Source organism: Catenovulum sp. 2E275, from assembly GCF_025515275.1.
In the GTDB taxonomy this organism is placed as follows: Bacteria; Pseudomonadota; Gammaproteobacteria; order Enterobacterales; family Alteromonadaceae; genus Catenovulum.
Genome location: NZ_JAOPFU010000004.1, coordinates 18,555 through 45,224, shown reverse-complemented (window position 1 = coordinate 45,224; position 26,670 = coordinate 18,555). Strand labels below are relative to the sequence as shown.

25 protein-coding genes are annotated in these 26,670 nt (G+C 38.4%); 20 read left to right on the top strand and 5 right to left on the bottom strand.

Annotated features, from left to right (window positions below):
• The first annotated feature begins 12 nt into the window (after positions 1-12).
• The 9 genes from fliN to mdoH all read left to right on the top strand — a co-directional run bounded on the left by fliN (position 13) and on the right by mdoH (position 8,499).
• The gene (gene fliN / locus N7931_RS03595) at positions 13-420 is read left to right on the top strand and encodes a flagellar motor switch protein FliN (protein ID WP_262791992.1); all 408 of its coding nucleotides are present in this window, start codon (positions 13-15) and stop codon (positions 418-420) included.
• Positions 420-839, top strand: coding sequence for a flagellar biosynthetic protein FliO (gene fliO, locus N7931_RS03590; protein ID WP_262791991.1), 420 nt, complete (start codon positions 420-422; stop codon positions 837-839). The genes fliN and fliO overlap by 1 nt, the downstream gene beginning before the upstream one ends.
• A 3-nt stretch (positions 840-842) precedes the next feature.
• Positions 843-1,610: a flagellar type III secretion system pore protein FliP gene (gene fliP / locus N7931_RS03585; protein ID WP_262791990.1), complete on the top strand. Its 768-nt coding sequence runs from the start codon at positions 843-845 to the stop codon at positions 1,608-1,610.
• Between the two features lie 24 nt (positions 1,611-1,634).
• Positions 1,635-1,904 (top strand): flagellar biosynthesis protein FliQ, encoded by a 270-nt coding sequence (gene fliQ, locus N7931_RS03580; RefSeq protein WP_262791988.1) that lies wholly within the window; start codon positions 1,635-1,637, stop codon positions 1,902-1,904.
• Entirely contained in the window at positions 1,905-2,675 is a 771-nt protein-coding gene (gene fliR / locus N7931_RS03575) for a flagellar biosynthetic protein FliR (protein WP_262791987.1), read from the top strand.
• A gap of 11 nt (positions 2,676-2,686) precedes the next feature.
• Complete coding sequence (gene flhB, locus N7931_RS03570) at positions 2,687-3,820, top strand: flagellar biosynthesis protein FlhB (RefSeq protein WP_262791986.1); 1,134 nt, start codon at positions 2,687-2,689, stop codon at positions 3,818-3,820.
• Positions 3,821-4,095: 275 nt separating this feature from the next.
• Complete coding sequence (locus N7931_RS03565) at positions 4,096-4,677, top strand: porin family protein (protein ID WP_262791985.1); 582 nt, start codon at positions 4,096-4,098, stop codon at positions 4,675-4,677.
• A 284-nt stretch (positions 4,678-4,961) separates the two neighbouring features.
• The gene (locus N7931_RS03560) at positions 4,962-6,584 is read left to right on the top strand and encodes a glucan biosynthesis protein (RefSeq protein ID WP_262791984.1); all 1,623 of its coding nucleotides are present in this window, start codon (positions 4,962-4,964) and stop codon (positions 6,582-6,584) included.
• Positions 6,556-8,499 carry a glucans biosynthesis glucosyltransferase MdoH gene (mdoH, locus tag N7931_RS03555; protein ID WP_262791982.1) on the top strand — a complete coding sequence of 648 codons (1,944 nt, stop codon included), beginning with the start codon at positions 6,556-6,558 and terminating at the stop codon, positions 8,497-8,499. The genes N7931_RS03560 and mdoH overlap by 29 nt, the downstream gene beginning before the upstream one ends.
• A gap of 85 nt (positions 8,500-8,584) precedes the next feature.
• On the opposite strand, the gene N7931_RS03550 is transcribed toward mdoH, so the two are convergent.
• A complete protein-coding gene (locus tag N7931_RS03550) occupies positions 8,585-9,349 on the bottom strand; it encodes an AraC family transcriptional regulator (protein WP_262791980.1) in 765 nt (254 codons plus the stop codon).
• A gap of 148 nt (positions 9,350-9,497) precedes the next feature.
• Between N7931_RS03550 and N7931_RS03545 the strand changes: the two genes are divergently transcribed.
• From N7931_RS03545 to N7931_RS03535, 3 genes are all read left to right on the top strand, one after another.
• Positions 9,498-10,658, top strand: coding sequence for a Gfo/Idh/MocA family protein (locus tag N7931_RS03545; protein ID WP_262791979.1), 1,161 nt, complete (start codon positions 9,498-9,500; stop codon positions 10,656-10,658).
• A gap of 27 nt (positions 10,659-10,685) precedes the next feature.
• Entirely contained in the window at positions 10,686-11,741 is a 1,056-nt protein-coding gene (locus tag N7931_RS03540) for a sugar phosphate isomerase/epimerase family protein (RefSeq protein WP_262791977.1), read from the top strand.
• Positions 11,742-11,821: 80 nt separating this feature from the next.
• A complete protein-coding gene (locus N7931_RS03535) occupies positions 11,822-13,054 on the top strand; it encodes an MFS transporter (RefSeq protein ID WP_262791976.1) in 1,233 nt (410 codons plus the stop codon).
• A gap of 120 nt (positions 13,055-13,174) precedes the next feature.
• Here N7931_RS03535 and N7931_RS03530 read toward each other — a convergent pair whose 3' ends face one another.
• On the bottom strand, positions 13,175-14,704 hold the full coding sequence (locus N7931_RS03530) for an HD domain-containing phosphohydrolase (RefSeq protein ID WP_262791974.1): 1,530 nt from the start codon (positions 14,702-14,704) through the stop codon (positions 13,175-13,177).
• 97 nt (positions 14,705-14,801) lie between these two features.
• Between N7931_RS03530 and folM the strand changes: the two genes are divergently transcribed.
• The 3 genes from folM to pgi all read left to right on the top strand — a co-directional run bounded on the left by folM (position 14,802) and on the right by pgi (position 18,508).
• A complete protein-coding gene (gene folM, locus N7931_RS03525; protein WP_262791972.1) occupies positions 14,802-15,506 on the top strand; it encodes a dihydromonapterin reductase in 705 nt (234 codons plus the stop codon).
• 325 nt (positions 15,507-15,831) lie between these two features.
• A complete protein-coding gene (tal, locus tag N7931_RS03520; protein ID WP_262791969.1) occupies positions 15,832-16,785 on the top strand; it encodes a transaldolase in 954 nt (317 codons plus the stop codon).
• 79 nt (positions 16,786-16,864) lie between these two features.
• Positions 16,865-18,508, top strand: a complete 1,644-nt coding sequence (gene pgi / locus N7931_RS03515) for a glucose-6-phosphate isomerase (protein WP_262791967.1) — start codon at positions 16,865-16,867, stop codon at positions 18,506-18,508.
• Between the two features lie 162 nt (positions 18,509-18,670).
• Here pgi and N7931_RS03510 read toward each other — a convergent pair whose 3' ends face one another.
• From N7931_RS03510 to purM, 3 genes are read right to left on the bottom strand one after another with little or no spacing between them, the layout of a single operon-like run.
• Positions 18,671-19,450, bottom strand: coding sequence for a DUF3108 domain-containing protein (locus tag N7931_RS03510; RefSeq protein ID WP_262791966.1), 780 nt, complete (start codon positions 19,448-19,450; stop codon positions 18,671-18,673).
• Complete coding sequence (gene purN, locus N7931_RS03505; RefSeq protein WP_262791964.1) at positions 19,434-20,093, bottom strand: phosphoribosylglycinamide formyltransferase; 660 nt, start codon at positions 20,091-20,093, stop codon at positions 19,434-19,436. The genes N7931_RS03510 and purN overlap by 17 nt, the downstream gene beginning before the upstream one ends.
• 2 nt (positions 20,094-20,095) lie before the next feature.
• Positions 20,096-21,136, bottom strand: coding sequence for a phosphoribosylformylglycinamidine cyclo-ligase (purM, locus tag N7931_RS03500; RefSeq protein ID WP_262791962.1), 1,041 nt, complete (start codon positions 21,134-21,136; stop codon positions 20,096-20,098).
• 367 nt (positions 21,137-21,503) lie between these two features.
• Between purM and N7931_RS03495 the strand changes: the two genes are divergently transcribed.
• The 5 genes from N7931_RS03495 (at position 21,504) to prc (ending at position 26,623) form a co-directional block, all read left to right on the top strand.
• Positions 21,504-22,589 (top strand): DUF2066 domain-containing protein, encoded by a 1,086-nt coding sequence (locus N7931_RS03495; protein WP_262791961.1) that lies wholly within the window; start codon positions 21,504-21,506, stop codon positions 22,587-22,589.
• 5 nt (positions 22,590-22,594) lie between these two features.
• The gene (hda, locus tag N7931_RS03490) at positions 22,595-23,299 is read left to right on the top strand and encodes a DnaA regulatory inactivator Hda (RefSeq protein ID WP_262791959.1); all 705 of its coding nucleotides are present in this window, start codon (positions 22,595-22,597) and stop codon (positions 23,297-23,299) included.
• A gap of 138 nt (positions 23,300-23,437) precedes the next feature.
• Entirely contained in the window at positions 23,438-23,707 is a 270-nt protein-coding gene (locus N7931_RS03485) for a hypothetical protein (protein ID WP_262791957.1), read from the top strand.
• 27 nt (positions 23,708-23,734) lie between these two features.
• Positions 23,735-24,427, top strand: a complete 693-nt coding sequence (proQ, locus tag N7931_RS03480) for an RNA chaperone ProQ (protein WP_262791956.1) — start codon at positions 23,735-23,737, stop codon at positions 24,425-24,427.
• A 138-nt stretch (positions 24,428-24,565) separates the two neighbouring features.
• Positions 24,566-26,623 (top strand): carboxy terminal-processing peptidase, encoded by a 2,058-nt coding sequence (gene prc, locus N7931_RS03475; RefSeq protein WP_262791955.1) that lies wholly within the window; start codon positions 24,566-24,568, stop codon positions 26,621-26,623.
• The last annotated feature ends 47 nt before the right edge of the window (positions 26,624-26,670 follow it).

Sequence of the window (26,670 nt, the reverse complement as noted above, 5' to 3'; positions counted from 1 at the left end):
AGAGAGTAAATTATGACAGATGAAATGGATGATTGGGCAGCGGCAATGGCCGAGCAAGCCGAATCAGAAGCACAAGCCGAAGCTGCCGAAAAAGGTGAAGCTCAGGTTGCAGAGTTAGAAGAGTTAAGCGAAAACGCAGCACCCATTAGCGCAGAAGAAAAACGCAAACTCGATACAATTTTAGATATTCCGGTGACTATTTCGATGGAAGTTGGCCGGAGTAAAATCAGTATCCGTAATTTATTACAGTTAAATCAGGGATCCGTGGTTGAGTTAGATCGGGTTGCTGGTGAACCTTTAGATGTATTGGTTAATGGCACTTTAATTGCCCATGGAGAAGTTGTTGTAGTAAACGATAAATTTGGTATTCGCCTAACGGATGTTATTAGCCAAATTGAGCGGATTAAAAAGCTTAAGTAATGAAAATTTTTGCCATCGCTGCCAGTTTATCGCTATTTAATTTTAGTTCATTAGTTTATGCTCAGCAGGGAGCAGTAGAGTCGTCTACGCCAAATATCGCGGGTACTATACCTACTTTGCTAGTCGGTTTAGTCGTTATGCTGGGGTTAATTTATTTATTGGCTGGATTAGCTAAAAAAACAAATTTTATGCAGCTAAAATCCCCCGGCATGAAGGTGTTGTCTGTATTGCCTTTATCTGGCCGCGAAAAAATGATGATAGTCGAAGTTGGTAAACAACAGTTGTTGATTGGGGTGACAGCACAGTCTATCCAATTGATTAAAGAACTGGATGAACCCATTAAAATGCCGCAGCAGGATTTTAAACACACTTTGAGTAAGTTTATGCAGCCTCAACAAAAAGATAATAAGAACGATTAAATTATGCGTAAATTCAGCCCGATTTGGATTTTTTTAGGTGGACTGCTATTCAGTTCTCTTTTTTTCAGCTCGATTGCAATTGCTGAACCCGGATTACCGGCATTAACCATAACGGATAATCCAGACGGCGGGCAGAATTACACCATTACCCTGCAAGTTTTAGCTTTAATGACAATGCTGAGCTTTTTGCCAGCCATTGTGATTATGATGACTTCGTTTACTCGGATTATTATTGTATTAGGTATTTTAAGACAAGCAATTGGTTTACAGTCATCTCCGCCAAATCAGGTGTTAGTTGGTATCGCACTATTTTTAACATTTTTTATTATGAGCCCAGTGCTGGAACAAATTAATGATGAAGCTTTGCAACCTTACATTGCTGAAGAAATAACCATTCAGCAAGCTTTTACTAAAGCCCAAGAGCCAATGAAAGCATTTATGCTTCAGCAAACTCGGGTTAAAGATATTGCTACTTTTGCTGAAATTGCCGGTTATGAAAACTTAAACGGGCCGGAAGATGTGCCAATGCGGGTTTTAATTCCAGCATTTGTCACCAGTGAGTTAAAAACTGCGTTTCAAATTGGTTTTATGTTATTTATTCCGTTTTTGATTTTGGACTTAGTGGTTGCTTCTGTATTAATGGCTATGGGTATGATGATGTTATCGCCGATGATGGTATCTTTGCCGTTTAAACTTATGTTATTTGTCTTAGTAGATGGCTGGAATTTAACTATGGGCACGCTGGCAACCAGCTTTGGTGTCGGCACTTAACTTGATCTAACAAAGAGGCGTTTTATGCAACCAGAAGTCTTTGTTGATATTTTGCAAGAAGCCATGTTCATGGTGATTTTGCTGGTTAGTTTAGTGATTGTTCCGAGCATGATAGTCGGCTTGATTGTCGCCGTATTTCAGGCTGCAACCTCTATTAATGAGCAAACATTAAGCTTTTTACCTCGTTTATTAGTCACTTTGGCGGCGATTATTTATGGTGGCCATTGGGGCATAAATAAGATGATGGAATACACCATAGATATGTTTATGCGTGTACAGCAAGTGGTTGGCTAGATGGAGTTTTCTACAACATTAATCATGCAATGGTTGGCCGATTTAATGTTGCCTTTTGTTCGTATTTCTGCACTTTTATTTGCAATGATAGGTTTTAGCGGCAGAAGTGTCTCAACTAAAGTCAAAGCTTTATTGGCTTTAATGATAGCTTTTTTGGTCGCGCCTACTATCCCATCTCCCGGTTTTATTGAGCTGTTTTCGTTAACTGGATTTTTGCTGGTTATTCAGCAAATTTTAATCGGTGTTGCAATTGGTTTTATCTCTCAAATTTTTCTAAATACTTTTGTCATGGCAGGTCAGGCAATTGCAGTACAAACGGGTTTAGGTTTTGCGACTTTAGTCGATCCGGTTAACGGCATTAATACTGCGGCAATTGGTCAGTTTTATGTCATTCTGGCTACCTTAGTTTTTTGGGCGGTTGATGGCCATTTAACGATGATCAAAATGATCGCGCTCAGCTTTGAAGCTATGCCGGTTGGGACATGGTTGTCTGTTGAACAAATTTATAAAGTGGTTGAGTGGGGTAAATGGCTATTTTTAGCGACAATTACTTTAGCGCTAACCCCAATTACCGCGATGTTAATGGTGAACTTTACCTTTGGTATTATGACCCGAGCAGCGCCTCAGCTTAATATTTTTTCTATTGGTTTTCCGGTGACTCAAATTACGGGTTTAATTGTCGTTTGGATTAGTTTGTCTGTCTTTATGCTGCATTTTGATACGATTTGGCAAGATGCAGCATATTTAATGTGTGATATTTTAGGTTGTTAAAGGCGTAAATTATGGCAGCAGAAGACGACGGTCGCACGGAAGACCCCACCTCCAAAAAACTGGAAGACGCCCGAAAAAAAGGGCAGCTTCCGCGTTCCCGTGAACTGGGTACTATGATGGTATTGGTTGGCGGCGGCTTAGGTTTTTTATTATATGGCCATTATTTGGCAACTGCTTTATTTGCTATATTTCAGGAAGGATTTAAGTTAGAGCGTGAAGATGCTTTTGATATGTCGCGTATGTTTGTACAGATGGAAAGTCTGTTGTACGAGGTGGCTTGGCCTTCAATTGCTTTAATTGCCGTACTAGTCGTATTTGCTGTAATCGGCAATATTGCTTTGGGTGGCTACAATTTTTCCACTCAAGCGATGGCGCCTAAGTGGAGCAAAATGAATCCGATTAATGGTTTTAAACGAATTTTTGGGGTTCAGGGACTGGTTGAGCTGGTTAAGTCTATCGCCAAAGTTGCAGTCATAATTGGCACGGCTTATCTGTGTTTTAACTTATTTTATGAAGAGTTATTACACATTAATGTTGATGCTATGCCGCAGGGCTTATTTAAAGCGTTAGAAATTCTAATTTGGGTATTTTTAATTTTAAGTAGTTCGCTCATTATTGTTACTGTGATTGATGTACCGTATCAGCTTCATCAGAATAATGAACAGCTTAAAATGACCAAACAAGAAGTCAAAGATGAGCATAAAAATGCTGAGGGTGATCCGATAGTAAAAGGGCGGATTAGAAAAGCTATGTTTCAGGCTTTTCAGCGTAGGATGATGCAAGAGGTGCCTAAGGCTGATGTAGTTGTGACTAACCCGACTCATTTTGCGGTTGCATTAAAATACGACCCTAATGGTAACCGAGCGCCGACTTTAGTGGCTAAAGGGGTGGATGAAATGGCGCTGCATATTCGTAAAATTGCCGAAGCGCATGAAGTGCCTATTTTAACCGCGCCTATGTTAGCCCGTGCTATTTATCACACCACCGAGTTTGAACACGAAGTCCCCGAAAAGCTGTTTGCCGCGGTTGCACAAGTATTAGCTTATGTATTTGCGCTTAAAGATTATAAAAAAGGTAAAGCTAAAAAACGGCCTAAGCAATTTAGCCCTAGTAAATTACCAATTCCTCCGGATATGCGCTATTAATCTCAGGTCTGGATTGATTCTTCTGAACATTATTTAATTAAAGCACTCGGATAGAAACCGAATAATTTCTGTGATTTCAACAATGTAATTTTTTCATTTAACGTCAGCCAAAATTACATTTCAAAAAAATTAACACGTCAAAAACAATCAACCAAAAGTGTTGTAGTTTATTGTTTTTATTTGATATTTATTTTTTGGCACATTTATTGTTATTGCTACTGTAACCTAAAGTGAACGATTTTAGGTGCTTCAAACTGAAAATGGAGATTTTTAAAATGAAAAAACAGTATTTAATGACAATGTTTGCCGGTTCATCTTTATTATTATCTGGTTTGGCTCATGCCGATTCCTCAACAGGTGTTGATCATAATGGTTTGTATGTGGGCGCTGGTTATGGCTTGTTAAAAGTTAAAGGTGATGATGAGTTTGATGATGAAGACAATGCAGTCAATGTATTTGCTGGTCTGCAGTTTAACCAAATTTTATCGATAGAAGGTGGTTATATTGATTTTGGTGAATACGGTAATGATGTTTTTAACTCATCAGTAGATGGTTATACATTGGCATTAAAAGCGGGTATTCCGTTGCATGAAAGAATTACTTTGTATGCAAAAGGTGGCCAGCTCTGGTGGCAGTCGGATTTAAGTAATACCAACGATAGTGAAGATGTCGACGGTCAGGACTTATTTTATGGTGTTGGCGCTTCATTTGCTTTAACAGAAAGTTGGGACTTAAATCTTGAATATACCCGTTTTGATTTAGAGTTTGAGCGAGATGAAATCGGTATTTTTGCGGAAATTGACGATTTAGATACCGAGGTTGATTATGCCGGTATTTCTCTATCGTATACCTTTTAATTAAATAACATAAGAGTAAGAGCTAACTCGAATTTTGAGTTAGCTCAGTTTTAAATTAAAGCCAAGGTAAGTTCACTCATTTTATTTAAAAAATTGAAATTGTTACCGAGTTAACAATCTGACAAAGCAAGCTATAAAATCACTAGATTGTCAGCAAGTTTTGCAGTTAGATATAGGTAAGCCAAAATATCAACCTATGTAGCCAGTTTATCAGGCAAAGTGGAATGATTCGCCAGTAGCAAGGGAGCTTCATAGGTGAATTGAATCAGGTCAAGGAGGTCATCATGTTTAATCACGTCATAAAAAAAATTACCCCAGTTCATTTGCGTAAACAATTATTCTCAGTAGCTTGTTTATCTGGTTTGGTTTTCACAAATACGAGTTATGCCAATACTGAAAATTTTCAGGCTAAAACTCCAGAAAGTATTTTATTTGATATGGTGAGTGCAAGAGCTAAAGCACTTGCAGAAAAACCTTATCAAGAAGCAAAACCTATTGAGTTGCAAGCGCTAACAGATATTGATTATCAAGCTTATCGAGCTATCCGGTTTAAAGCAGAAAATGCGCTTTGGCGTAATCAAAGTTTATTTGAAGTTCAATTTTTTCATCCAGGCTTTTTATATAAACAACCTGTTACGATTGAAACGGTAAATGAGCAGGGTGATGCGACTAAAATTCCATTTAGTCCAGACGCATACCGATACGAACAAACCGCAGCCCCGCTTGAAAAGCTAATAAAAGAGCAATTAGGTGCAACTCAGTTAGGCCATGCAGGTTTTCGAGTGCATTTCCCGCTCAATACACAGGAATATAAAGATGAAGTGGCTGTTTTCCAGGGCGCTTCTTATTTTAGATTAGTTGGACCTAATCAAATTTATGGCTTATCTGCACGAGGTTTAGCGATTGATACTGCGGCTGCATCAGGTGAAGAGTTTCCAACTTTTAAACAGTTCTGGTTGGTAAAACCCAAAGAAAATCAAAGCAATTTAGTGATTTATGCATTATTGGACAGCCCATCTGTAGCTGGCGCTTATCGTTTTAATTTACAAGCTGCGGCGACTACTAAACTCAAAGTCGAAGCGCGTTTATTTGCCCGCCAGGATATTCAAAAATTGGGTATTGCGCCACTGACCAGCATGTTCCATCACGGCGAAAATACAAATCGGTTTGTGGATGACTTTAGACCTGAAGTGCATGATTCGGATGGTTTATTAATGCAGGCAAGTGATGGTCAATGGACTTGGAGACCATTAACTAATCCTAAAGAATTACGAGTAACTTCATTTGTATACACTAATCCTAAAGGGTTTGGCTTATTGCAGCGGGATAGAGATTTTAACCATTATTTAGATGCTGAAGCGCATTATGGTAAGCGCCCAAGTATTTGGATTGAGCCAGATAATGATTGGGGAGACGGTCGAATTGAGCTAGTTGAAATTCCAACTAATACTGAAACCAATGACAATATAGTGAGCTACTGGGTGTCGGATCAAAAACTCAAAGCGGGTCAAACTCGAAACTTTAGTTACACTTTAAGCACTTTTGATTCTAGTTTAATGCAACACCAACAAGCTCAGGCTATCCGAACCCGTAATGGCTGGGCGGCTTTGCCGGGTGAAAATAATCCGCCACCTAAATCTAAACGTCAGTTTATTGTTGATTTTAAAGGTGGCGACTTAGAAAACTTATCTGAAAAATTACCGTTAAACGCAGATTTAGCTTTATCGGGTGGGTCTTTTGAAGATTTAACTGTGACTAAATTGCCGGAGAATCAAGGCTGGCGTGTCAGTTTTAAAATTTCACCAAAAGATAAACCTGTGATTGATATGCGCTTATCACTTAAATTAAGAGATCAACAAATCAGCGAGGTATGGAACTATGTTTGGTATACCAATGACGCATCATAATAAAATTGCCGAGCAAGTCGGCGGACAAATACGCTTCAAATTAGCCAGAAAGCTCTTATTTGTTAGCTTAGTGATTGCTACAGCTGTTTACGGCATCTGGATTATGTTTGATATTTTAAGTTCAAATGGCACAACCGGATTAGAGTTTACGCTGTTGGTATTATTTGGCATTACTTTTAGCTGGATTGTTAGTGCATTTTGGAGCGGGGCACTGGGTTTTATTTTACAGTTGTTTAAATTAGACCCATTAACTTTAAAACGCCAAGTTAAACCAAATTTTAACCCGATGGCGGTGTCTAGCAAACATAAAACGGCAGTGGTTATGCCGATTTATAATGAAGATACTAAACGAGTTATTGGCGGCTTTGAAGCTTGTATTCGCTCATTAGCACAATTAAATAAACTGCATAACTTTGATTTTTATTTGTTAAGTGATACACAAGACAGCACAATTGCTACCGCAGAACGTAATGCATGGGGTGGTTTATGTGAACGCTTAGGCGAATTATCTGAGCATGTTTTTTACCGTCGCCGCAGCGATAATAAATCTCGAAAAGTGGGTAACCTAACCGATTTTTGTGAACGTTGGGGCAGCCAATATGAACACATGATAGTGCTGGATGCCGACAGTGTGATGACTGGCGAATGTATGCTGAATTTAGTAAATGCGATGGAGCAAAACCCTCAGGCGGGTTTGATTCAGACGGTTCCTATCCCTGTGCGGCAACAAACCTTTTTTGGCCGTTTTTTACAATTTGCTGCGCAGTTATATAGCCCGATGTTAGCAACTGGTTTAGCGTTTTGGCAAACCGATGGTGCAAATTACTGGGGTCATAATGCGATTATTCGTACCAAAGCTTTTATGCAAAATTGTGGTTTGCCGGAGTTAACGGGTAAAGGGGCTTTTGGCGGAGAAATTTTAAGTCACGATTTTGTTGAAGCGGCGTTGTTATACCGTTCAGGCTGGCAGGTGATTTTACTGGCCGATTTAGAGGGCAGTTATGAAGAAGTGCCAAGTAATATCTTAGATTATGCAGTGCGTGATCGCCGTTGGGTACAAGGTAATATTCAACACCTTGCATTATTACCGGCTAAAAAACTTAAATGGATGAATAAGTTTCACTTTTTATTAGGTGCTGTGGCTTATATTTCGTCTTTAATTTGGTTATCTATGCTGCTTTTAAGCTCAATTGATGCGGTTGCCAGAGCATTAACCAGTAATGTATTTTTTGAGCAGGCTTATCAATTATTCCCAACTTGGAAAATCGCCAAAACCGAGTTAATTTACTCCCTGTTATTTTTAACCTCTGGTTTATTATTATTACCCAAAGTAATGGGGTTAATTATTGCCTTGGTGCATCGCAGAGCTGAGTTTGGTGGTGTGTTTAAGCTCATTTTTGGTTTTGTTATCGAAACTATATTTGCCATTGTAATTGCGCCTATGATGATGGTTTTTCACGCTTATTTTGTTGTATGCGTATTTATTGGCCGTAAAGTGAGCTGGGATGCGCAAGCCAGAGAAGGGCGAATGGTGCCTTGGAAAGAGGCATTTAATTATACTTTAATGGCGACTTTAATTGCTGCTGTATGGGGTGGAATAACCTATTATTATGCACCGGTTTTTTTCTGGTGGATGACACCTGTATTATTTGGTTTAGTGATTGCAGCGCCCATTATTCGTTATTCAAGTAGTTTGCGATTAGGCCGTCTATGCTACCGAATGGGGATTTTTATCAGCCCGAGTGAAACCGCTGAAGATGCTGTGTTAGTTGATTTAAAACATAAACTGGATAAATTACCGGAACAGTTCAGTTATGTGCACCCTGATCCTCAACTTCCACCGGAATACAAAGGCTGTATGCCAATACAAAGCTTTAATTCGACTAAAAAAATTGTTGAACCTGCATTAACTTAAAATTAATAAGCCAGACTGAATAAGTCTGGCTTATATACTTAACCTCAACATTAGCAAACGAACTTAAACTCAAAATTAGTTAACTTTATTTTATAAAATCAATTTTATGAGTGGTGACTTCAAGGCTTTTTTGGAATTGTTTAGGGGTGAGACCCATTAAAGATTTAAATTCTTTAGTAAAATAACTTTGGTCACAAAATCCGCATTGAGTTGCGGTTAAGCTAATATTTTGCCCCTCACGTAATAATTTACAGGCCGCGGCAATTCGTGTTTTTTTGATAAATTGGCTGGGAGAACAAGCGAAACGAGCTTTGAACTGGCGCTCAAATGTACTAATTGACATGTGTAGTTGTTTTGCCAAAATTCCAATATCAATATTTTCACTGAAATTTTGCTGAATATAGCCTACGGTATCTTTAAATTGGCTATAAGGCTCCAATTGTTTATCGGCTAACGATAAATCTCGGGTAATGCCTTCAATCCCAACTGTTTCACCTAAGCGGTTAATTAAAGGTGATTTTGTGGTTACATGCCAACGCATTTTGCTTGAGTTGCCGGGGATTAGCTCAACAATATTGGCAATTGCCTGACCGGTTTGCATGATATGCTGATCATCCTGCTGAATTTTTTCGCCAATGCTTTTGGGTAAAATATCTAAATCGGTTTTACCTAAAATTTGGGTTAAATGATTAAATTGAAAATGTTCTAAAAATAATTGATTGGCGTATACAAACTGACCTTTTAAATTTTTAGCAAAATAGAAACAATCACTTAAAGTATCAAAAAGCTGACTGGGTCTGTCTAGTTGGTTTTGCTGATAAAATGCCAGCATCTCTATTTTATTTGCCATATACTTATCTTAAATGTTAAAAAAGAAACCTTTTATTGTCTTTTAAGTTACATTTGCTGATTTAGTTATAAAATTAGACTGAATTATTACAGAATTTCAACCAAGATCAAATGATACTTTAAGCATCAAATACAGACTGGAGAATTAAATGAGCAAAATTAGAATGGGAATGGTTGGTGGCGGCCAAGGGGCTTTCATCGGCGCAGTTCATAGAATCGCTGCTAATATTGATGGTCAAATTGAATTAGTCTGTGGCGCATTTGCCAGCAATGCCGAAAAATCCAAAGCATCCGGCCAAGCCTTATTTTTACCTCAAGACCGGGTTTATGGGGATTACCAAACTATGTTTGAGCAGGAAGCTCAATTACCGGCAGATCAGCGTATGCAGTTTGTTGCTATTGTAACGCCAAACCACATGCATTATCCGGTTGCAAAAGCGGCATTAGAAGCTGGATTTCATGTGTTATCAGATAAGCCGGCAACTTTGAATTTAGATGAAGTTAAATCACTGAAAAAAATTGTTGAACAAACCGGATTATTATACGGATTAACACATACATATTCGGGTTACCCACTGGTTAAACATGCTCAACAAATGGTTGCCAATGGTGAAATTGGCCAAGTGCGTAAGGTAATGGTTGAGTATATTCAGGGTTGGTTATCTGAGCAGGAAAGTGCAGATAATAAACAGGCAAGCTGGCGTACCGATCCGGCGCGCTCCGGTATTTCTGGTTGCATGGGCGATATTGGTAGCCATGCAGCGCATTTAGCTGAATATATTTGCGGTAAACAAATCACGCATGTTTGTGCTGAGTTATCTACTTTTGTTGAAGGCCGCAGATTAGATGATGACGGCATTGTTTTACTCAAAATGCAAGATGGCGTTAAAGGGACTTTACAAGCTAGCCAAATCTCTGCCGGTGAAGAAAATAATTTAACCATTCGTATTTATGGTGAAAAAGCCGGACTTGAATGGCGTCAGCAAGAACCAAACAGTTTAATGGTTAAACCGTTATCGGGTGCAATGCAAATTTTACGAACTGGTTTGGTTAACTCCCAAAATGCGCTTGATTCAACCCGCACTCCGGCAGGGCATCCAGAAGGTTATTTAGAGGCTTTTGCCAATATTTATAAAAACTTTGCTGTGGCCGTGGGAGATTTTGCTCAGGGTAAGTCAATTGATCCTAGAGTATATGATTTTCCATCTATTGACGATGGCGTTCGTGGGATGGCGATTGTGCAGTCTTTTGTTGACAGCAGTAATACCGAAACAAAATGGTTTGATATTAAACCGCTGCTTACCGATTAATAGCTTAAATTTTAAGAGGACAAAATTATGAAAACATTAAAAGGGCCGGCTATATTTTTAGCTCAGTTTGCCGGTGATGAAGCGCCGTTTAATACGCTGCCAAATATTTGTGAATGGGTTGCCAGTTTAGGTTATAAAGGCATTCAGATCCCGTCTTGGGATAAACGTTTATTTGATTTAGAAAAAGCAGCAACCGATTTAGATTATTGCCAGCAGGTGCAGTCAATTGTAGCCGAACACGGTCTTGAAATTACAGAATTATCAACACATTTGCAGGGACAGTTAGTTGCTTGCCATCCGGCTTATAACGATCTGTTTGACGGATTTGCACCGGCTGAATATCACGGTAATCCAACAGCAAGAACTGAATGGGCTACACAGCAAATGATGTTTGCCGCTAAAGCCAGTAAAAATTTAGGGTTAACTGCACATGCGACTTTTTCTGGCGCATTGTTATGGCATACGGTTTACCCTTGGCCGCAGCGTCCGGCTGGATTAGTTGAAACAGGTTTTGCTGAGCTAGCTAAACGTTGGTTACCGATTTTAGATGCCTTTGATGAAGCTGGTTGTGATGTTTGTTATGAGTTGCATCCGGGTGAAGATTTACACGATGGCATTACCTTTGAACGCTTTTTAGCGGCAGTAGATAACCATCCTCGCGCGAATATTTTGTATGATCCAAGTCACTTTGTGTTACAGCAACTTGATTACCTTGAGTTTATTGATATTTATCATGACAGAATCAAAGCTTTTCATGTTAAAGATGCTGAATTTGTACCAAATGGTAGAGCCGGTGTTTATGGCGGGTATCAAGGTTGGGTCGACAGACCGGGACGTTTCCGCTCTTTAGGTGATGGTCAGGTTGATTTTAATGGTATTTTCAGCCGCATGGCAAAATACGATTTTGCTGGTTGGGCGGTACTTGAATGGGAATGTTGCCTTAAACATCCTGAAACAGGCGCGGCAGAAGGTGCGCCGTTTATTGCTAAACATATCATTAATGTAACTGAAAAAGCATTTGATGATTTTGCCGCTGCCGGAATTGATGAAAACTTTAATAAAAAAGTTTTAGGTCTAAACTAGTGATTAAGCAGTGGTGAGCAACCACTGCTTTTTTAAAGTAAATTCAACAATTTTAAAAACACTAACAAGAGAAAAATAAAATGAATAATATCAATCAATCAAGAATCTTCTTGGCTTGTTGTGTTGCGCTTATTGTCACCGCGATGACATTTGCAATACGAGCAGGTATTTTAGGCCAGTTGGGGACTGACTTTGGGTTAACCGATACTCAATTAGGCTGGATTAACGGCATGGCATTTTTAGGCTTTCCAGTCGCTATGATGGTCGGCGGTTTGTTATATAACTTTTTAGGTGCGAAAAAACTGATGTTTTTAGCATTTTTCTGTCATTTATTAGGTTTAGTGTTAACTATGATGGCAGATGGTTTTGTACTGTTACTTTTATCCAGCTTTTTTGTTGGGTTTGCTAACGGTTCAGTTGAGGCTGGTGCAAATCCATTAATTGCCGAAATGTATAAAAACAACAAAACCACCATGCTTAATAAGTTCCATGTTTGGTTCCCGGGCGGGATTGTGATTGGGGCGATTACCTCTAACTTTATGACCGGATTAGATTTAGGCTGGCAATCTCAAATTGCGGTGATGATTTTACCTACCTTAATTTATGGTTGGTTGATGTTTGGTCAAACCTTTCCTAAAGATGATGAGGTGGAAACTTCAACCCCTGAAAATATCAAAGCTTTATTTACGCCTTTGTTTTTGTTTATGATTTTTTGTATGACATTAACAGCTATCACAGAGTTTGGGCCTCAGCAGTGGATTGATCGTATTTTAGGCTCAACCGAAGCTAATCCAATGCTTATTTTAGCAATGACAACCGGTGTTATGGCATTAGGGCGCTTTTTTGCAGGCCCACTGGTACATGCGCTTAATCCGGTTGGAGTATTATTAACGTCTGCGATTATTTCAACGCTGGGGATTTACTTATTAAGTATTGCGGCTGGTGGGTTAATTTATGTTGCAGCCATTGTATTTGCGCTTGGGGTGACTTATTTCTGGCCAACTATGATAGGCTTTATTAGTGAATACACGCCAAAAACAGGCGCACTTGGCATGTCATTAATGGGCGGTGCTGGTATGTTTTCGGTGAGTATGTGGAATCCGGTGATTGGTAATTGGATTGATGAAGGCCGAGTTGCAGCAGAACAAGCTGGAGCCATTGGTGCGCAGGCTGAAATTGTAGCCGGTCAGGTTACATTATCCAATATCATGTATTTCCCTATGGTATTAATTGTGTGTTTTGCCGGGTTATACTTTTTAACTAAAGGAAAACACCATAATGTGCATAATTCAGCTCAAGCTGATAATGCATAAAAACGCATACGCGTAACATCAACTCAAAAAACGGCATTGAATTGCCGTTTTTTGTTTTTATCTGGCGCTAGCTTTTATTTCTAGGTTATAAGTTTCGATTAAGATAATGATGCTGTGCCGCTAACTAGCACTTAACTGAGTTTGAATTTGTTTAAAAGTATCAAAGTTTTGAATAACTAGCTTAGCGAGTGTCGGGTCAAATTTTTTCCCACTTTGTTCTGTGACATAGTCTTTGATTTTATCCATTGGCCAAGCTTGGCGATAGCAGCTTGGTTCTGCCAAAACAGATAAAACGTCGGCTAAGCATACAATGCGTGCCTCTAGCGGAATTTCATCTGCACTTAATCCTTTGGGGTAACCTGTTCCGTCCCAGCTTTCGTGGTGAGCCTGTGCTATTTTTACTGCGGTTTGAGTTAATGGGTATTGGGAATGGGCGAGCAGGTTAGCGCCAGCGCTGCTATGTTGTTTAACAATTTGCCACTCATTTTGGTCTAATTTTGCTGGCTTATTTAAAATAGATTCGGGCACCATAATTTTACCTATATCGTGCAATGGCGCAGCATAAGCAATAGCCGAACAAATTTTTTGTTCGCAGCCAAAAAGCTCCGCTATTTTTTGGCTGAATAGCGCAACTTTTTTACCGTGTTCTCCAGCACAAGGGCTACGAGTTTCAATTGCATCACTTAATACTCTGATTAGCTCTATTTGTGCAGCTTCCATCTGTAATTTAAAGCTAATATTTTCAAAGTTCAGCGCCATATTTACCAAGTATAAGTTTAAACTGCTGAGTTGAAATTGAGTCAGTTTTATCGGATCTTTTAAAACAAAAACAGACTGGCTATATTCACTTTGGGCAGAAAAAATAATTTGGTAATTTTGGTGGGAAAGTGTTTTTTTCTGTTTAAACGAACGGCAAATAAGCGCATAAACTTGTGGCGGTAAATCTTTTAACGCGTTTAACTGAGTAAACTCACCTTGTTGACCTAATATTTGAAATTGTTCCTGTTGCGATACGATAGACGGCTCCAATTTGAGCACATGCAGTGCATCGTTAGATATTGTTAATAAATCGATTAATTGAATAAAGGTATGATTAGAAAATTCATGTGCAGACTCTGATAAACAATCGTTTGCTGCACTTTTTATTAAAACATTTAATTGGGTAAGCTGGTTTTCAAGGTTAATAATGTCCCGATAAGAGCGAATGGCGGTATAAGTGGTTGAGATGAGTTTATTGGCGGTCAATTCCGCTTTGTCTTTGTAATCATTGATGTCGTAAGTTTTAATGGCGTATTCTTCTAAGGTATGGCTGTCTTGGCCTGTACGCAAAATAATTCTGATTGAATGATTGTTTAGCGTTTCTCTTATCCAGCGGATTAGGGTTAATCCGGCATCGTGTGTTTCCATTACCACATCAATAAAAGCCAGTGCTATGTCTTTATGTTGGCTGAGGATTTGTTTGGCTTGTTGTGCCGAATAAGCACTGTATAATCGAATGTTTTTATTCTCGATCAACAAATTTTTGAGAACCAGTAAAGTCACCTGATGAATAAATTTATCATCATCAATCACTAATACTTTCCAATAGCCTTTACCGGTTGGGTTGTCGGATTGTTGAGTTGTGATATGTAAAAAATCATTTTCACCCATTGGATTTCACCTTGAATATTTTAGGCAAGCTACTTTAGGATAGTTCATATACTCAAGCTTGTATCCGTGATTGGGGTTTATTTGGAGTAAAGTGAAGTTGCAAAATACAATTATTATTACAGGTGGGGCGCAGCGTGTTGGTTTGGCCACCGCACTTGCATTAAAACAAGCAGGTGAAAACTTGGTGGTAACTTACCGCTCAGACAAACAAGGTGTTAAAACTTTACAGCAACATGGAATTTGTTGTATTCAGGCTGATTTTGCCACTCAAACAGGCATAGATGATTTTATTCGCCAAATAAAACAAAAAGTGAGTAGCATTAGGGCCATTATTCATAATGCCAGTGACTGGTGTGCTGAGTCGGATAAAATTGCGCCCAGTGAGCTAATGAATAAAATGATGCAAGTGCATGTGCAAGCGCCTTATCAAATCAATTTAGCCTTAGCTGATTTATTTTTAAATCATCAACTTGGCGACATTATTCATATCACGGATTATGCGGTGGAGAAGGGAAGTGATAAGCATATTGCTTATCTGGCAAGCAAAGCCGCGCTGGCTAATCTAACGCTTTCTTTTGCAAAAAAATATGCACCCAATATTAAAGTAAATACCATTGCTCCTTCGTTGATTGTATTTAACGAAACCGACTCTGCCGAGTACCGGGCAAAAACTTTACAAAAATCAGCGTTAGGTATTGAGCCGGGTATTCAGGAGATGGTCAAAGCCGTTGAATTTATTCTGGCCAGTGAATATATGACAGGGCGAACCTTGAAGTTAGACGGTGGCCGCCACCTTGTTTAGGATATTTGCCAGATTTAAGAAAACTGACATTTTAATCGGTTAGGCTAAAGATAAATTTCTAATCTCAGGGCTTTTTTATGTTATAATCGCGCGCAAGAAAGCGCGAAAATGGCAAGCTGTGATGGGATTTTTACCGAGCGTGCTTGCAAATCAGGTTTTCATCCCCAATATATCTGATATATATATGATGAATAGCGCTCTACATACGAATTCTGTATAATCGAATTAATCGATTTTTATCGTCTCAAAGCTGGCTAAATCAGCCGGTTTTGGTTAAATTTCTGATGTTTTGTTAAAACAATTGAAACCTATAGGATAGTTATACATGACTACTAAGCTGGAAAATTTACGTAAAGTAACCACAGTTGTTGCTGATACTGGCGACATTGAAGCAATTAAAAAATTCCAACCTCAAGATGCAACTACAAACCCTAGCTTGTTATTAAAAGCTGCTCAAATTCCTGAATATGTAAAATATATCGACGAAGCGATTGCTTGGGCGAAAACTCAATCTGATGATGTTGAACAACAAATTATTGATGCTGGTGATAAATTAGCAGTTAACATCGGTTTAGAGATTTTAAAAATCGTCCCAGGCCGTATCTCTACAGAAGTTGATGCACGCTTATCTTTCGATAAGGAAGGTTCATTAGCTAAAGCGCGTAAATTAATGAAGCTTTACAACGAAGCGGGTATCTCTAACGAGCGTGTATTAATCAAATTAGCTTCTACTTGGGAAGGTATCCAAGCTGCTGAAATTCTTGAGCAAGAAGGTATCAACTGTAACTTAACTTTATTGTTCTCATTTGCTCAAGCGCGTGCGTGTGCTGAAGCAGGTGCGTACTTAATTTCTCCGTTTGTTGGCCGTATTTTAGACTGGTACAAAAAAGCTGAAGGTAAAGACAGCTATGCACCATCTGAAGATCCAGGTGTTGTTTCTGTAACAAACATTTACAACTACTATAAAGAGCACGGCTATGAAACAGTTGTTATGGGTGCAAGCTTCCGTAACATCGACGAAATTACTGAGTTAGCAGGTTGTGACCGTTTAACAATTGGTCCTAACTTATTAGAAGAGTTAGAAGCAGTTGAAGGTGAATTACCAGTTAAATTAGCTTACGAAGGCGAAACTAAAGAGCGTCCAGCTCGTATGACTGAAGAAGAGTTCCGTTGGGAACACAACCAAGATGCAATGGCAACTGAAAAATTAGCTGAAGGTATTCGTAACTTCGCTGTTGACCAAAACAAATTGGAAGACATGCTTCGCGCTAAACTTTAATTTTTAAAGTCTATTTCGGAAATAAGGCGGTTTTAACCGCCTTATTTGTTCATAGCACATCATTTTTACGAGTTTAAACATGGCTTTATTTACCCAATTAAAAAGTTATCAAGCTTTGCAAGCTCATTTTGAGCAAGCTAAAAATTTACACATGCGCGATTTGTTTGCGCAAGATCCTGAGCGTTTTAACAAGTTTTCTGCTAAAGCTTGTGGTATCGAATTAGATTATTCTAAAAACCGCATCACAGATGAAACTAAAGCATTATTATTAGATTTAGCCCGTGAAGCTAAAGTTGAAGAAAAACGTGATGGCATGTTTAATGGCGCACGTATTAATACGTCAGAAAACCGTGCTGTATTACACACAGCTTTACGTAACAAGTCAGACAAAGAAGTATTAGTTGACGGTGTTGATGTAATGCCGGAAGTGCGCGCAACATTGGCTAAAATGAAAGCGTTTGTTGAAGAAGTGCATAACGGTGTTCGCACTGGTTACACAGGTAAAAAATTCACTGACGTATTAGCAATTGGTATTGGTGGTTCTTTCTTAGGTCCTAAGATCATGACCGAAGCATTAAAGCCTTATAAAGTTGAAGGTTTAAATGTACATTTTGTTGCTAACGTTGATGGTTCTCACATCCATGATGTATTAGCTAAGTTACCAATTGAAACTACGTTAGTTTTAATGTCTTCTAAGTCTTTTGGTACTCAGGAAACATTAAAAAATACATTAACTGCGAAAGACTGGTTCTTAAATAACGGCGGTAAATTTGAAGATATCGCTCAACACTTTATGTGTGTATCTTCAAACATTAAAGCTGCGACTGAGTTTGGTATGGACGAAGCCAATATCTTCCCAATGTGGGACTGGGTTGGCGGTCGTTACTCATTATGGTCAGCAATCGGTTTACCAATTGCATTAGCATTAGGCTTTGATAACTTTGAAGCTTTAATCGACGGTGCTTATGACATGGACCAGCACTTTTTAACCGCACCTTTAGAAGAAAACGTGCCTGCATTATTAGGTGTATTAGGTGTTTGGTACATCAACTTTTTTGGTGCTCAAAGCCATGTTTTATTACCATACGATCACTACTTACGTGGCTTCCCAGCATACGTACAGCAGTTAGATATGGAATCTAACGGTAAATCTGCAACACCAACCGGTGATTATTTAGATTATGCAACTGGCCCAGTTATTTGGGGTGGTGAAGGCACAAACGGCCAACACGCTTTCCACCAGTTAATTCACCAAGGTACAGTATTAATTCCTGCTGATTTTATTATGCCATTGCATTCACAGCACGAAATGACTAACCACCACGCGATGTTAGCGTCTAACTGTTTTGGTCAAACTCAGGCCTTAATGCAAGGTAAAACAGTTGAGCAAGTTAAAGCTGAATTTGCTGGCAAAGGTTTAACTGACGCTGAAATTGAAAAAGTAGCACCACAAAAAGTATTTGAAGGTAACAAACCAAGCAATACGATTTTAATGGAAAAATTAACACCGCGTGCTTTAGGTCAGTTAATTGCGATGTACGAGCATAAAGTTTTTGTACAAGGCATTATCTGGGGTATTAACTCATTTGACCAATGGGGTGTTGAATTAGGTAAAGTGTTAGGTAATGACGTTTTAGCTAAGTTAGAAGACAGCTCAATTGCTTTAGATGGTGATAGCTCAACTAATGCATTAATTGAGCGTTTTCGTAACAGAAATGCTTAATTGCTAACTTTGGCAATCGCCAAGTTAACTGCTTAAAAAAGGTCGCGTAAGCGGCCTTTTTGTTATTTAAAGATAAATCCAGCCAATAAAAAAGCCGCTTTAAATTAAATTTAAAAGCGGCTTTTTTATATCTCTTTGTATGTATTTATATTTTTAGTTAAATTACATAGGGGTAAAAACGTATTTTTCTAATTGTGCGTCAGCAACTTCACTGCCGTCTCTTTCCTGACGAATTCTCACTAATAAATAACCTAAATCAGGTGCTAGCCAAAATTCAGTTAATCTGTCGTCGCCTGGGCGAATACGTTGGAGCTTAACTGTATTAATTTTACCGGCTGGTACTTCAATGATTTCTTCGGCGACTACTTTAAAATGATATAACTTATCGCGTTTTTTATGATCGATTAAGTAGTATTTCATTTCTGTTTTACCAGCAGCTAAATCCATTTTCATTTGTAGCTGGTAGCTAATTTCATCGTACCAGTGGATATTTTCTGCTGCTTCAATTTTGGCATTTTCTTCAGAATCAAGAATTTGGCCGTCAGTAAAACTTAATGTTGTACTTTTATCGCTGCCGGTCCCTTCGCGTTTAAATAAATAACGAATCGGTGTGACATTGCCTTCGTTAATTGTTAATTCAGAAGTTTCTCGCCTGTGATCACTTAAAATTAAAAATGAAAGGTCAGAAAAGTAGGAGAAGGTAAACCGATTTTCGCCTATTTGTGATAATTGGCGTTTGGCTGAGCCTAGGTTTAATCTACCTTTTGACACTTTATATTTTGCATTAAAAGGGGTTAGTACAGTCATTTTTGGTGATTCTGTACTGCTACTGTTTTCAGACTGTTCAGCTACAGCGGCTTGCTCTGAGCTGATAGCCTGAGAATTAAATAAACTCAAAGCTAATAGACAAGAAACTGAAAAACAATTAACTTTTCTCAACATAAGGCACACCTGTTGAAGGTAACACTTGATTATCAAAATAAGCCTGATTTGCTTTCATTACTAGCTTATTTTGACAAAACCACTCTACCACTAAAGGGTAAATGATGTGTTCTTTTGTATGAATTCGCTCAGCAAGTGTTTCAGCAGTATCATCGGGTAGAATTGGGATTTCAGCCTGACACACAACTGGGCCGCCATCTAATTCTTCGGTAACAAAGTGAACACTTACACCATGGGTTTCATCTTTGGCATCAATAGCACGTTGATGTGTATTTAACCCCTGATACTTAGGCAGCAAAGATGGATGAATGTTCAACATTTTTCCAACATATTTTTGCACAAATTCGGGCGTTAAAATACGCATAAATCCAGCTAAAACAACTAAATCTGGCTGGTAGGTATCGATTACATTTGCAAGCGCTTGATCATACTCAGATCGGCTTGAATATTGGGTATGGTCAACAACATGAGTTGCGATACTGGCTTTTTCAGCGCGAGTCAGACCAAAGGCATTTTGTTTGTTTGAGATAACAGCAACAAGCTGGCCAGAAATTTGGCCGGCTTGTTGTTTGTCAATTAATGCTTGTAGGTTTGAGCCACTGCCTGAAATCAAAACAACGATTTTTTTGCTTTCAGCTGTCACTCTTATACCATCTCTACTTGCGCTTCGTTATCTTGAGCTTCTTCAATTGAACCGATTAACCAAGCTTTTTCACCAGACTGACGAAGATTAACAAGCGCTTGCTCAACGTCATCTTCGTGTACTGCTAAAATTAAGCCAACACCACAGTTAAAGGTTCTTAGCATTTCACGGGTTTCAACATTACCGGCTTGTTGTAACCAAGTGAAAACATCAGGCCACTGCCAGCTTTTTTGCTCAATAACCGCTTTGGTATTTTTAGGTAATACGCGAGGGATGTTTTCCCAGAAACCGCCACCAGTAATATGGCTGATTGCATTTACTTTTACGCTTTCTAATAATTTAAGTACAGATTTTACGTAAATACGGGTTGGTTGCATTAAGTGCTCTTTTAATGGCTGACCGTTTAAGTCCTGATTTACATCCGCTTGGCTCACTTCGATAATTTTACGAATTAAAGAGTAACCATTTGAGTGAGGACCGGAAGAGGCAAGGGCAATTAACTTGTTGCCAGCTTGAACTCGTGAACCGTCAATCACGTCAGCTTCTTCTACAACACCAACACAAAAGCCAGCTAAATCGTAATCTGAGCCTTCGTACATACCCGGCATTTCAGCCGTTTCACCACCAATTAAGGCACAGCCAGATTGGCTACAACCATCACCAATACCTTTCACAACCGATGCTGCAATATCTACATCCAATTTGCCTGTTGCATAATAATCTAAAAAGAATAAAGGCTCAGCACCTTGTACAATTAAATCATTCACACACATAGCAACTAAATCAATACCTACTGTGTCGTGAAACCCTAAATCGATTGCTAATCTGAGCTTTGTTCCTACACCATCTGTACCGGAAACCAGTAGTGGGCGTTTATATTTTTCAGGGATTCGGCATAACGCGCCAAAACCGCCAATATTACCAACTACTTCAGGGCGACTGGTTGCTTTTGTAACGCCTTTAATACGTTCAACCAATTCATTACCAGCGTCAATATCAACGCCAGCGTCTTTATAATTTAAAGTTGCTTTTTGATCGGCCACAGTGGTTCCTATTAATAAATCAAATCTCAAATAATTATACTCAAACTCGTTTTAATTGCGAATTAGAGGTTGTTCGTTTAACTAACAGCTTGTTTTAGCTATTAATTAATAATTGTTGATATGGTCACACTTTTTCTTTGTTAGAGTAGCAAAATGGCCTCTAACATGACTCAATTAGCGCGGCATATTTTAGTTGCAATATTGTACCAATTATAAAATCGGAATAAAAAGCTTTTGCAGGATATTTATCATAAAAGCGTAAGATTGTGTGTTATTTAGACGGTTTTATCATTCTGTGTTAAAAGCACGTCGTTTTTAGTTGTTAAATACATTATCATTAACGCCATTATTATTTGCTGGGTTTAATATGTTGATTAGGATGATTTTTAAACAAATAATTAAATTTACTGCTTGGTGCTATTTGCCGCTTGTGATTTCATTTAGCTGTTATGCAATTGAAATGCAGGATTTATATATGGCACAAATCCAAGTTGAAGGGCAAAGTTATCAGCAAAAACAAAAAGCTTATCAACAAGCGATTGAAACTGTGTTTATCCGGGCAAGCGGACAATCTCAAATTTTAACTTATCCTCAAATAAAACAAGCGATTGCAGAACCTACTCGTTATTTAACTCAATACCAGTTTGAGCATAAAAATAGCCAGCTTTTTTTAAAAGCCCAGTTTAATGAAAAAGCGGTGAATGATTTAATTAAATCGGTTGGTGAAGCGATTTGGGGAGCGAGACGGCCTCAGTTAATTTGGTGGATTGCATTAGATGATAATCAGCAGCGGCATATAGTGGCAGACGGAGAACCTGAGATTGTTCAACCTATTTTAACGCAAAGCAAAAACCGTGGTTTACCATCTATGTTTCCGCTAGTGGATTTTGATGATTTAATGCAAGTATCTGTGACAGATGTTTGGGGGCGTTTTGAACAGCCCGTTGTCACAGCCAGCCAGAGGTATGGCGCTGAAGGTATTGTTTACGGAAAAGTATTTAAGCCCGCTTCTCAGGATTCTGTTACCAGCCAAGCATGGTTTGCTGAACTTCAGTTAATTGAAGGTTCACAAATGCATAATATTGCATTAAGCTCTGCCGATTTAAATGAACTTTGGGTGCAGGTAGTTGATCAGGTGACTGATTTACTTGCTAAAAAGTATGCTATTAAAGCTGGTGAAGCAAGTTCTCAATCTATTGTTTTAACAGTTGAAAATGTGAATAATGCCGCTCAGGCTGTGTTAATTCAAAACTTTTTAGCCAGTATTTCTGCGGTTGATAGTGTTCAGATTCAACAGCTTAACGCTCAAGGTGTTAATTATCAGCTTAATTTATTAGGCCAAGCTGTAGATGTATTTGATGCGTTAGCATTTGATAATAGAATAGAAAAAGTTGTACCAAAATTTTCGCAAGAGACAAAGATGCAAGAACATCTCTATCGATGGAAGGGTTAAAACCATTGAAGAAGCAGTTAACAATTAATTTTGCGTTTGAACCAGAAGCCAGTTTTGAATATTTTTACCCTGCCGATAATGCGCTTTTGGTGGCTAATTTAAAACAGTTTATCAATTTAGAATCGCAGCAATATAGTCGCCAGTTATTATATATTCATGGGGCAAGTGGCTGTGGTAAATCTCATATTTTGCAGGCTATTTGCCATTTTGCTGATGAATTGGGTAAAACAGCACAATATTTACCAGCCGAACAATTGATGCAATTGCCTAAAGAGTTTACTTTAGGGTTAGAATCAAATGATTTATTGGTCATTGATGATGTCGATTTATTAGTGTCTGATTATGATTGGCAGCAAGCTTTATTTGACCTGATTAACCGCTGTTTAGAACAAGGCTGTAAATTATTATTTAGTGCTAAGTTACCCGCATCGGATGTTGGATTTGAATTACCCGATCTTATCTCAAGGTTAAACTGGGGGGAAATCTGGTTATTAAAGCCGTTGAGCGATGTTCAGCGTCAAGCAATGTTACAGCTGAGAAGCGAAGCGCGCGGTATTCCAATGAGTGATGATTTAGCCAGTTATATTGTATTGCGCTGCCAGCAGGACAATGCCAGTATTTTGAAATGTTTAGAACGATTGGATAAAGAGTCATTAACTGAAAAACGCCGGTTAACCATTCCTTTTGTAAAAAATGTTATGGGCTGGTAAAGTTTGTCTCGTTTTTCTGTATTTATTAGCGTTATCACAGCTTTAAAACATTAAACTTATATCAATTTAAGTGTATGATGGATAGCAAAACTGAAATAGCGCCTCCCAAGCTTACAATAAGCCACAAAGGGTGAAGAGTTGAAAGAATTAGTCTCAGTGCATCATTATTTAGTGGGCGCAGAAGATTTAGCCGATTGGCATGAAAATAGCGAACTTGCTGCTGACAATTACAATCAGGTTATTCATACAGTTTATCAATTAGCTGATGAAGATATTGAAACAGAGCAATTAGAAGGTTTACTTGAACAGGTATGGCATGCATTAGCTGCTGATGAATATTTGTGCGAGTTTGAAGATGAAAGTGAAATTATGTTATGGGTTGAGACTTTTTTAAAAGCTCAACAATAAAACATAATTCAATGGTGAAATTACATAATGCAACACACAAACCAAGAAAATGAAAACGCAGTTGAAACTGCACAAGCTGATAATCAAAACGGCGAATCTAATAAACTAAAAGCACCACAGGATGTAATTGCTTATTTAGCTGAATTATTTCCAAATTGTTTTTCAATTAAAGGCGATGCTAAACCGTTAAAAGTAGGTATTTTTCAGGATATTGCTGAACGTATTGATGATGACGAAAAGTTATCAAGAACCGTTTTGCGTTCTGCGTTACGTAAATATACCTCAAGCTGGCGTTATTTGGCTTCGATAAAAGAGGGTGCTCAGCGAGTTGATATTGATGGTAATGAAGTTGCTGTTATTGAAGCAGAACATGCTGAGCATGCAGCTCAAGCTTTAGCTGAAAGCAAACAAAAAGTGGCAGAAAAACGCAAACAACAGCGTAAACCGGCAGATGCTAAAAAGGCTAATCCAGCCCGTAAAAAACCAGCTAAAGCTAATTTTAAAGCTGGTGCAGGTAAAACTAGCCGTAATCCAGCACCTAAAGCTGAAAGAGTAGAAAAACGTGATCCTTCAATTCCACTTGAAGTTGGGATGAAAGTAAATGTTTTATTAGGGAACTCGCCACTTAGCTGTGTACTCAAAGAAATTAACGGTGATGAAGTGGTTGTAGAAACTGCAACCGGTATGACTGTAAAAACTGAAAAGAAAAAAATTATCTAAACCGATAATTTAATGAATAATGTGTTTATTGTTCAGATGGTTTGATTAATAAACACATTATATAAGCTCTGCAATAAGTTGAGTGTTTTTTAGAGCAGTGTTATGCAGGCTTAAATTGATAATTTAGGAGTGTACTTGATGTCCATAAAAATGCCGATCCGCAGTTTATTACTGTCATCTGCAATTTTTCTTGTTAATCCAACCTTTGCCACTTCGGCAACCGAAGAGCCAATCTCACTACCTAAATTGACTCAAGAAAGCCAACATGCACTGGCTAGCAAACGGATTTATCACTTATTTACCCGCGAACATTATAAACGTTTTCAAATGGATGATACTTTTTCTCAAAAAGTATTTGAACGTTACATCGACCAGCTTGATTACAATAAACAGTTCTTTTTAGCTTCAGATATTGAAGCTATGTCGGTTAATCAAAATAAATTTGATGAAGCTTTCTATCGCGGCGATTTAGCGTTTGTTTATGATATGTATTATCGCAATCTACAAAGACGCGAAGCTATGTATAACTACGCTTTATCTTTGTTAGATGAAAAAAAACCGATGGATTTCACTCAGGATGATAAATATTTTTACGACAGAGAAGAAGCCAAATGGGCTAAGTCGGAAGCTGAGTTAAAAGAGTATTGGCGTGAACGGGTTAAATATGATGCACTCAATTTAAAGTTAACAGGTAAAGAGTGGCCTGATATTGTTGAGCGTTTAACCAAACGTTATCAAACTGCAATTAAACGTTTGTCACAATCGCAAAGTGAAGATGTTTTTCAGGCTGTGATGAACGCATTTGCCCGCAGTATTGAAGCACATACCAGTTATTTATCCCCACGCAGAGCGGATCGTTTTGCGATGGAGATGAATTTATCGCTTGAAGGGATAGGTGCCGTTTTATTTGCCGAAGATGATTATACTGTCATTAAAAGTTTAGTAGCGGGTGGCCCTGCGGATAAATCTCAGCAAATCAAACCGGAAGATAAAATTATTGGTGTTGCCCAAGGCGAAGATGAAGTTGTTGATGTTATTGGCTGGCGCTTAGACGATGTGGTTGATCTGATTAAAGGTCCAAAAGGGACTAAAGTGAGATTACAACTGCTAAAAGGTGACTCTGCTGATAACAAGCCTGTCATTGTATCTATTATCCGAGATAAAATTAAACTCGAAGATAGAGCCGCAAGCTCAAAAGTGTATACCCCAGATTCAGGGATTTATAAGGATAAAAAAGTTGGCGTGATTGAAATTCCAAGTTTTTATTCTGGTATTACACGTGATGTTGTTAAAGAGCTAAAGTCATTAGAAGCTGAAAATATTGAAGGCGTTATCATAGATTTACGTGGTAACGGTGGTGGCTCTTTACCTGAATCTATTAATTTAACGGGTCTGTTTATTGAGCAAGGGCCAGTGGTACAGGTAAGAAGTGTTGGCAACCGAATTGATGTTCAGCAAGACAGAGATCCACGTGTATTTTATTCTGGTCCTTTAGTTGTGATGGTCGACAGATACAGTGCATCTGCCTCAGAAATTTTTTCTGCTGCAATTCAGGATTATGGTCGAGGTGTGATCGTGGGTGAACATACTTTTGGTAAAGGTACGGTTCAGCAGCACAGGTCTTTAGAACGCCGTTTTGATATTTTAGAAAAACCGCTTGGTCATATCCAATATACTTTTGCTAAATTTTATCGGATTAATGGCGGCTCAACTCAAAATAAAGGGGTTGAACCTGATATTAAATTCCCATCAGCAATTGATCCGGCAGATTGGGGCGAAAGTAAAGAAGATAATGCTTTGCCTTGGGATAAAATTCCAAGTGCAGAATATACTGCGGTTGATGCAATAAATTCTGGCTTAATCAGCTCACTAGATAAAAAGCACCTTGAACGAATTAAACAAGATGTTGAATTTGGCTATATCTTTGAAGATATTAAAGAATATCAGCAAAATAAAGATAAAAAATATGAGTCACTTAACGAAGGCAAGCGCATTAAAGAACGCGATGATGCTAAAGTTGAGCGATTAAAAAGAGCGAATGAACGTTTAGTTAGAATGGGTAAAGAGAAGGTAGAAAGCGTTGATGATATTCCTGAAGACATTAACGATTATGATATTTTCTTAAATGAAGCTGCCAATATTTTACTGGACTATGCTAGGGTTATGCCAAATACAGATAAACTAGCCAAACAGTAACAGACTAACCCCGGGCTTTGACTCGGGGTTTTTATTATCAAAACCCA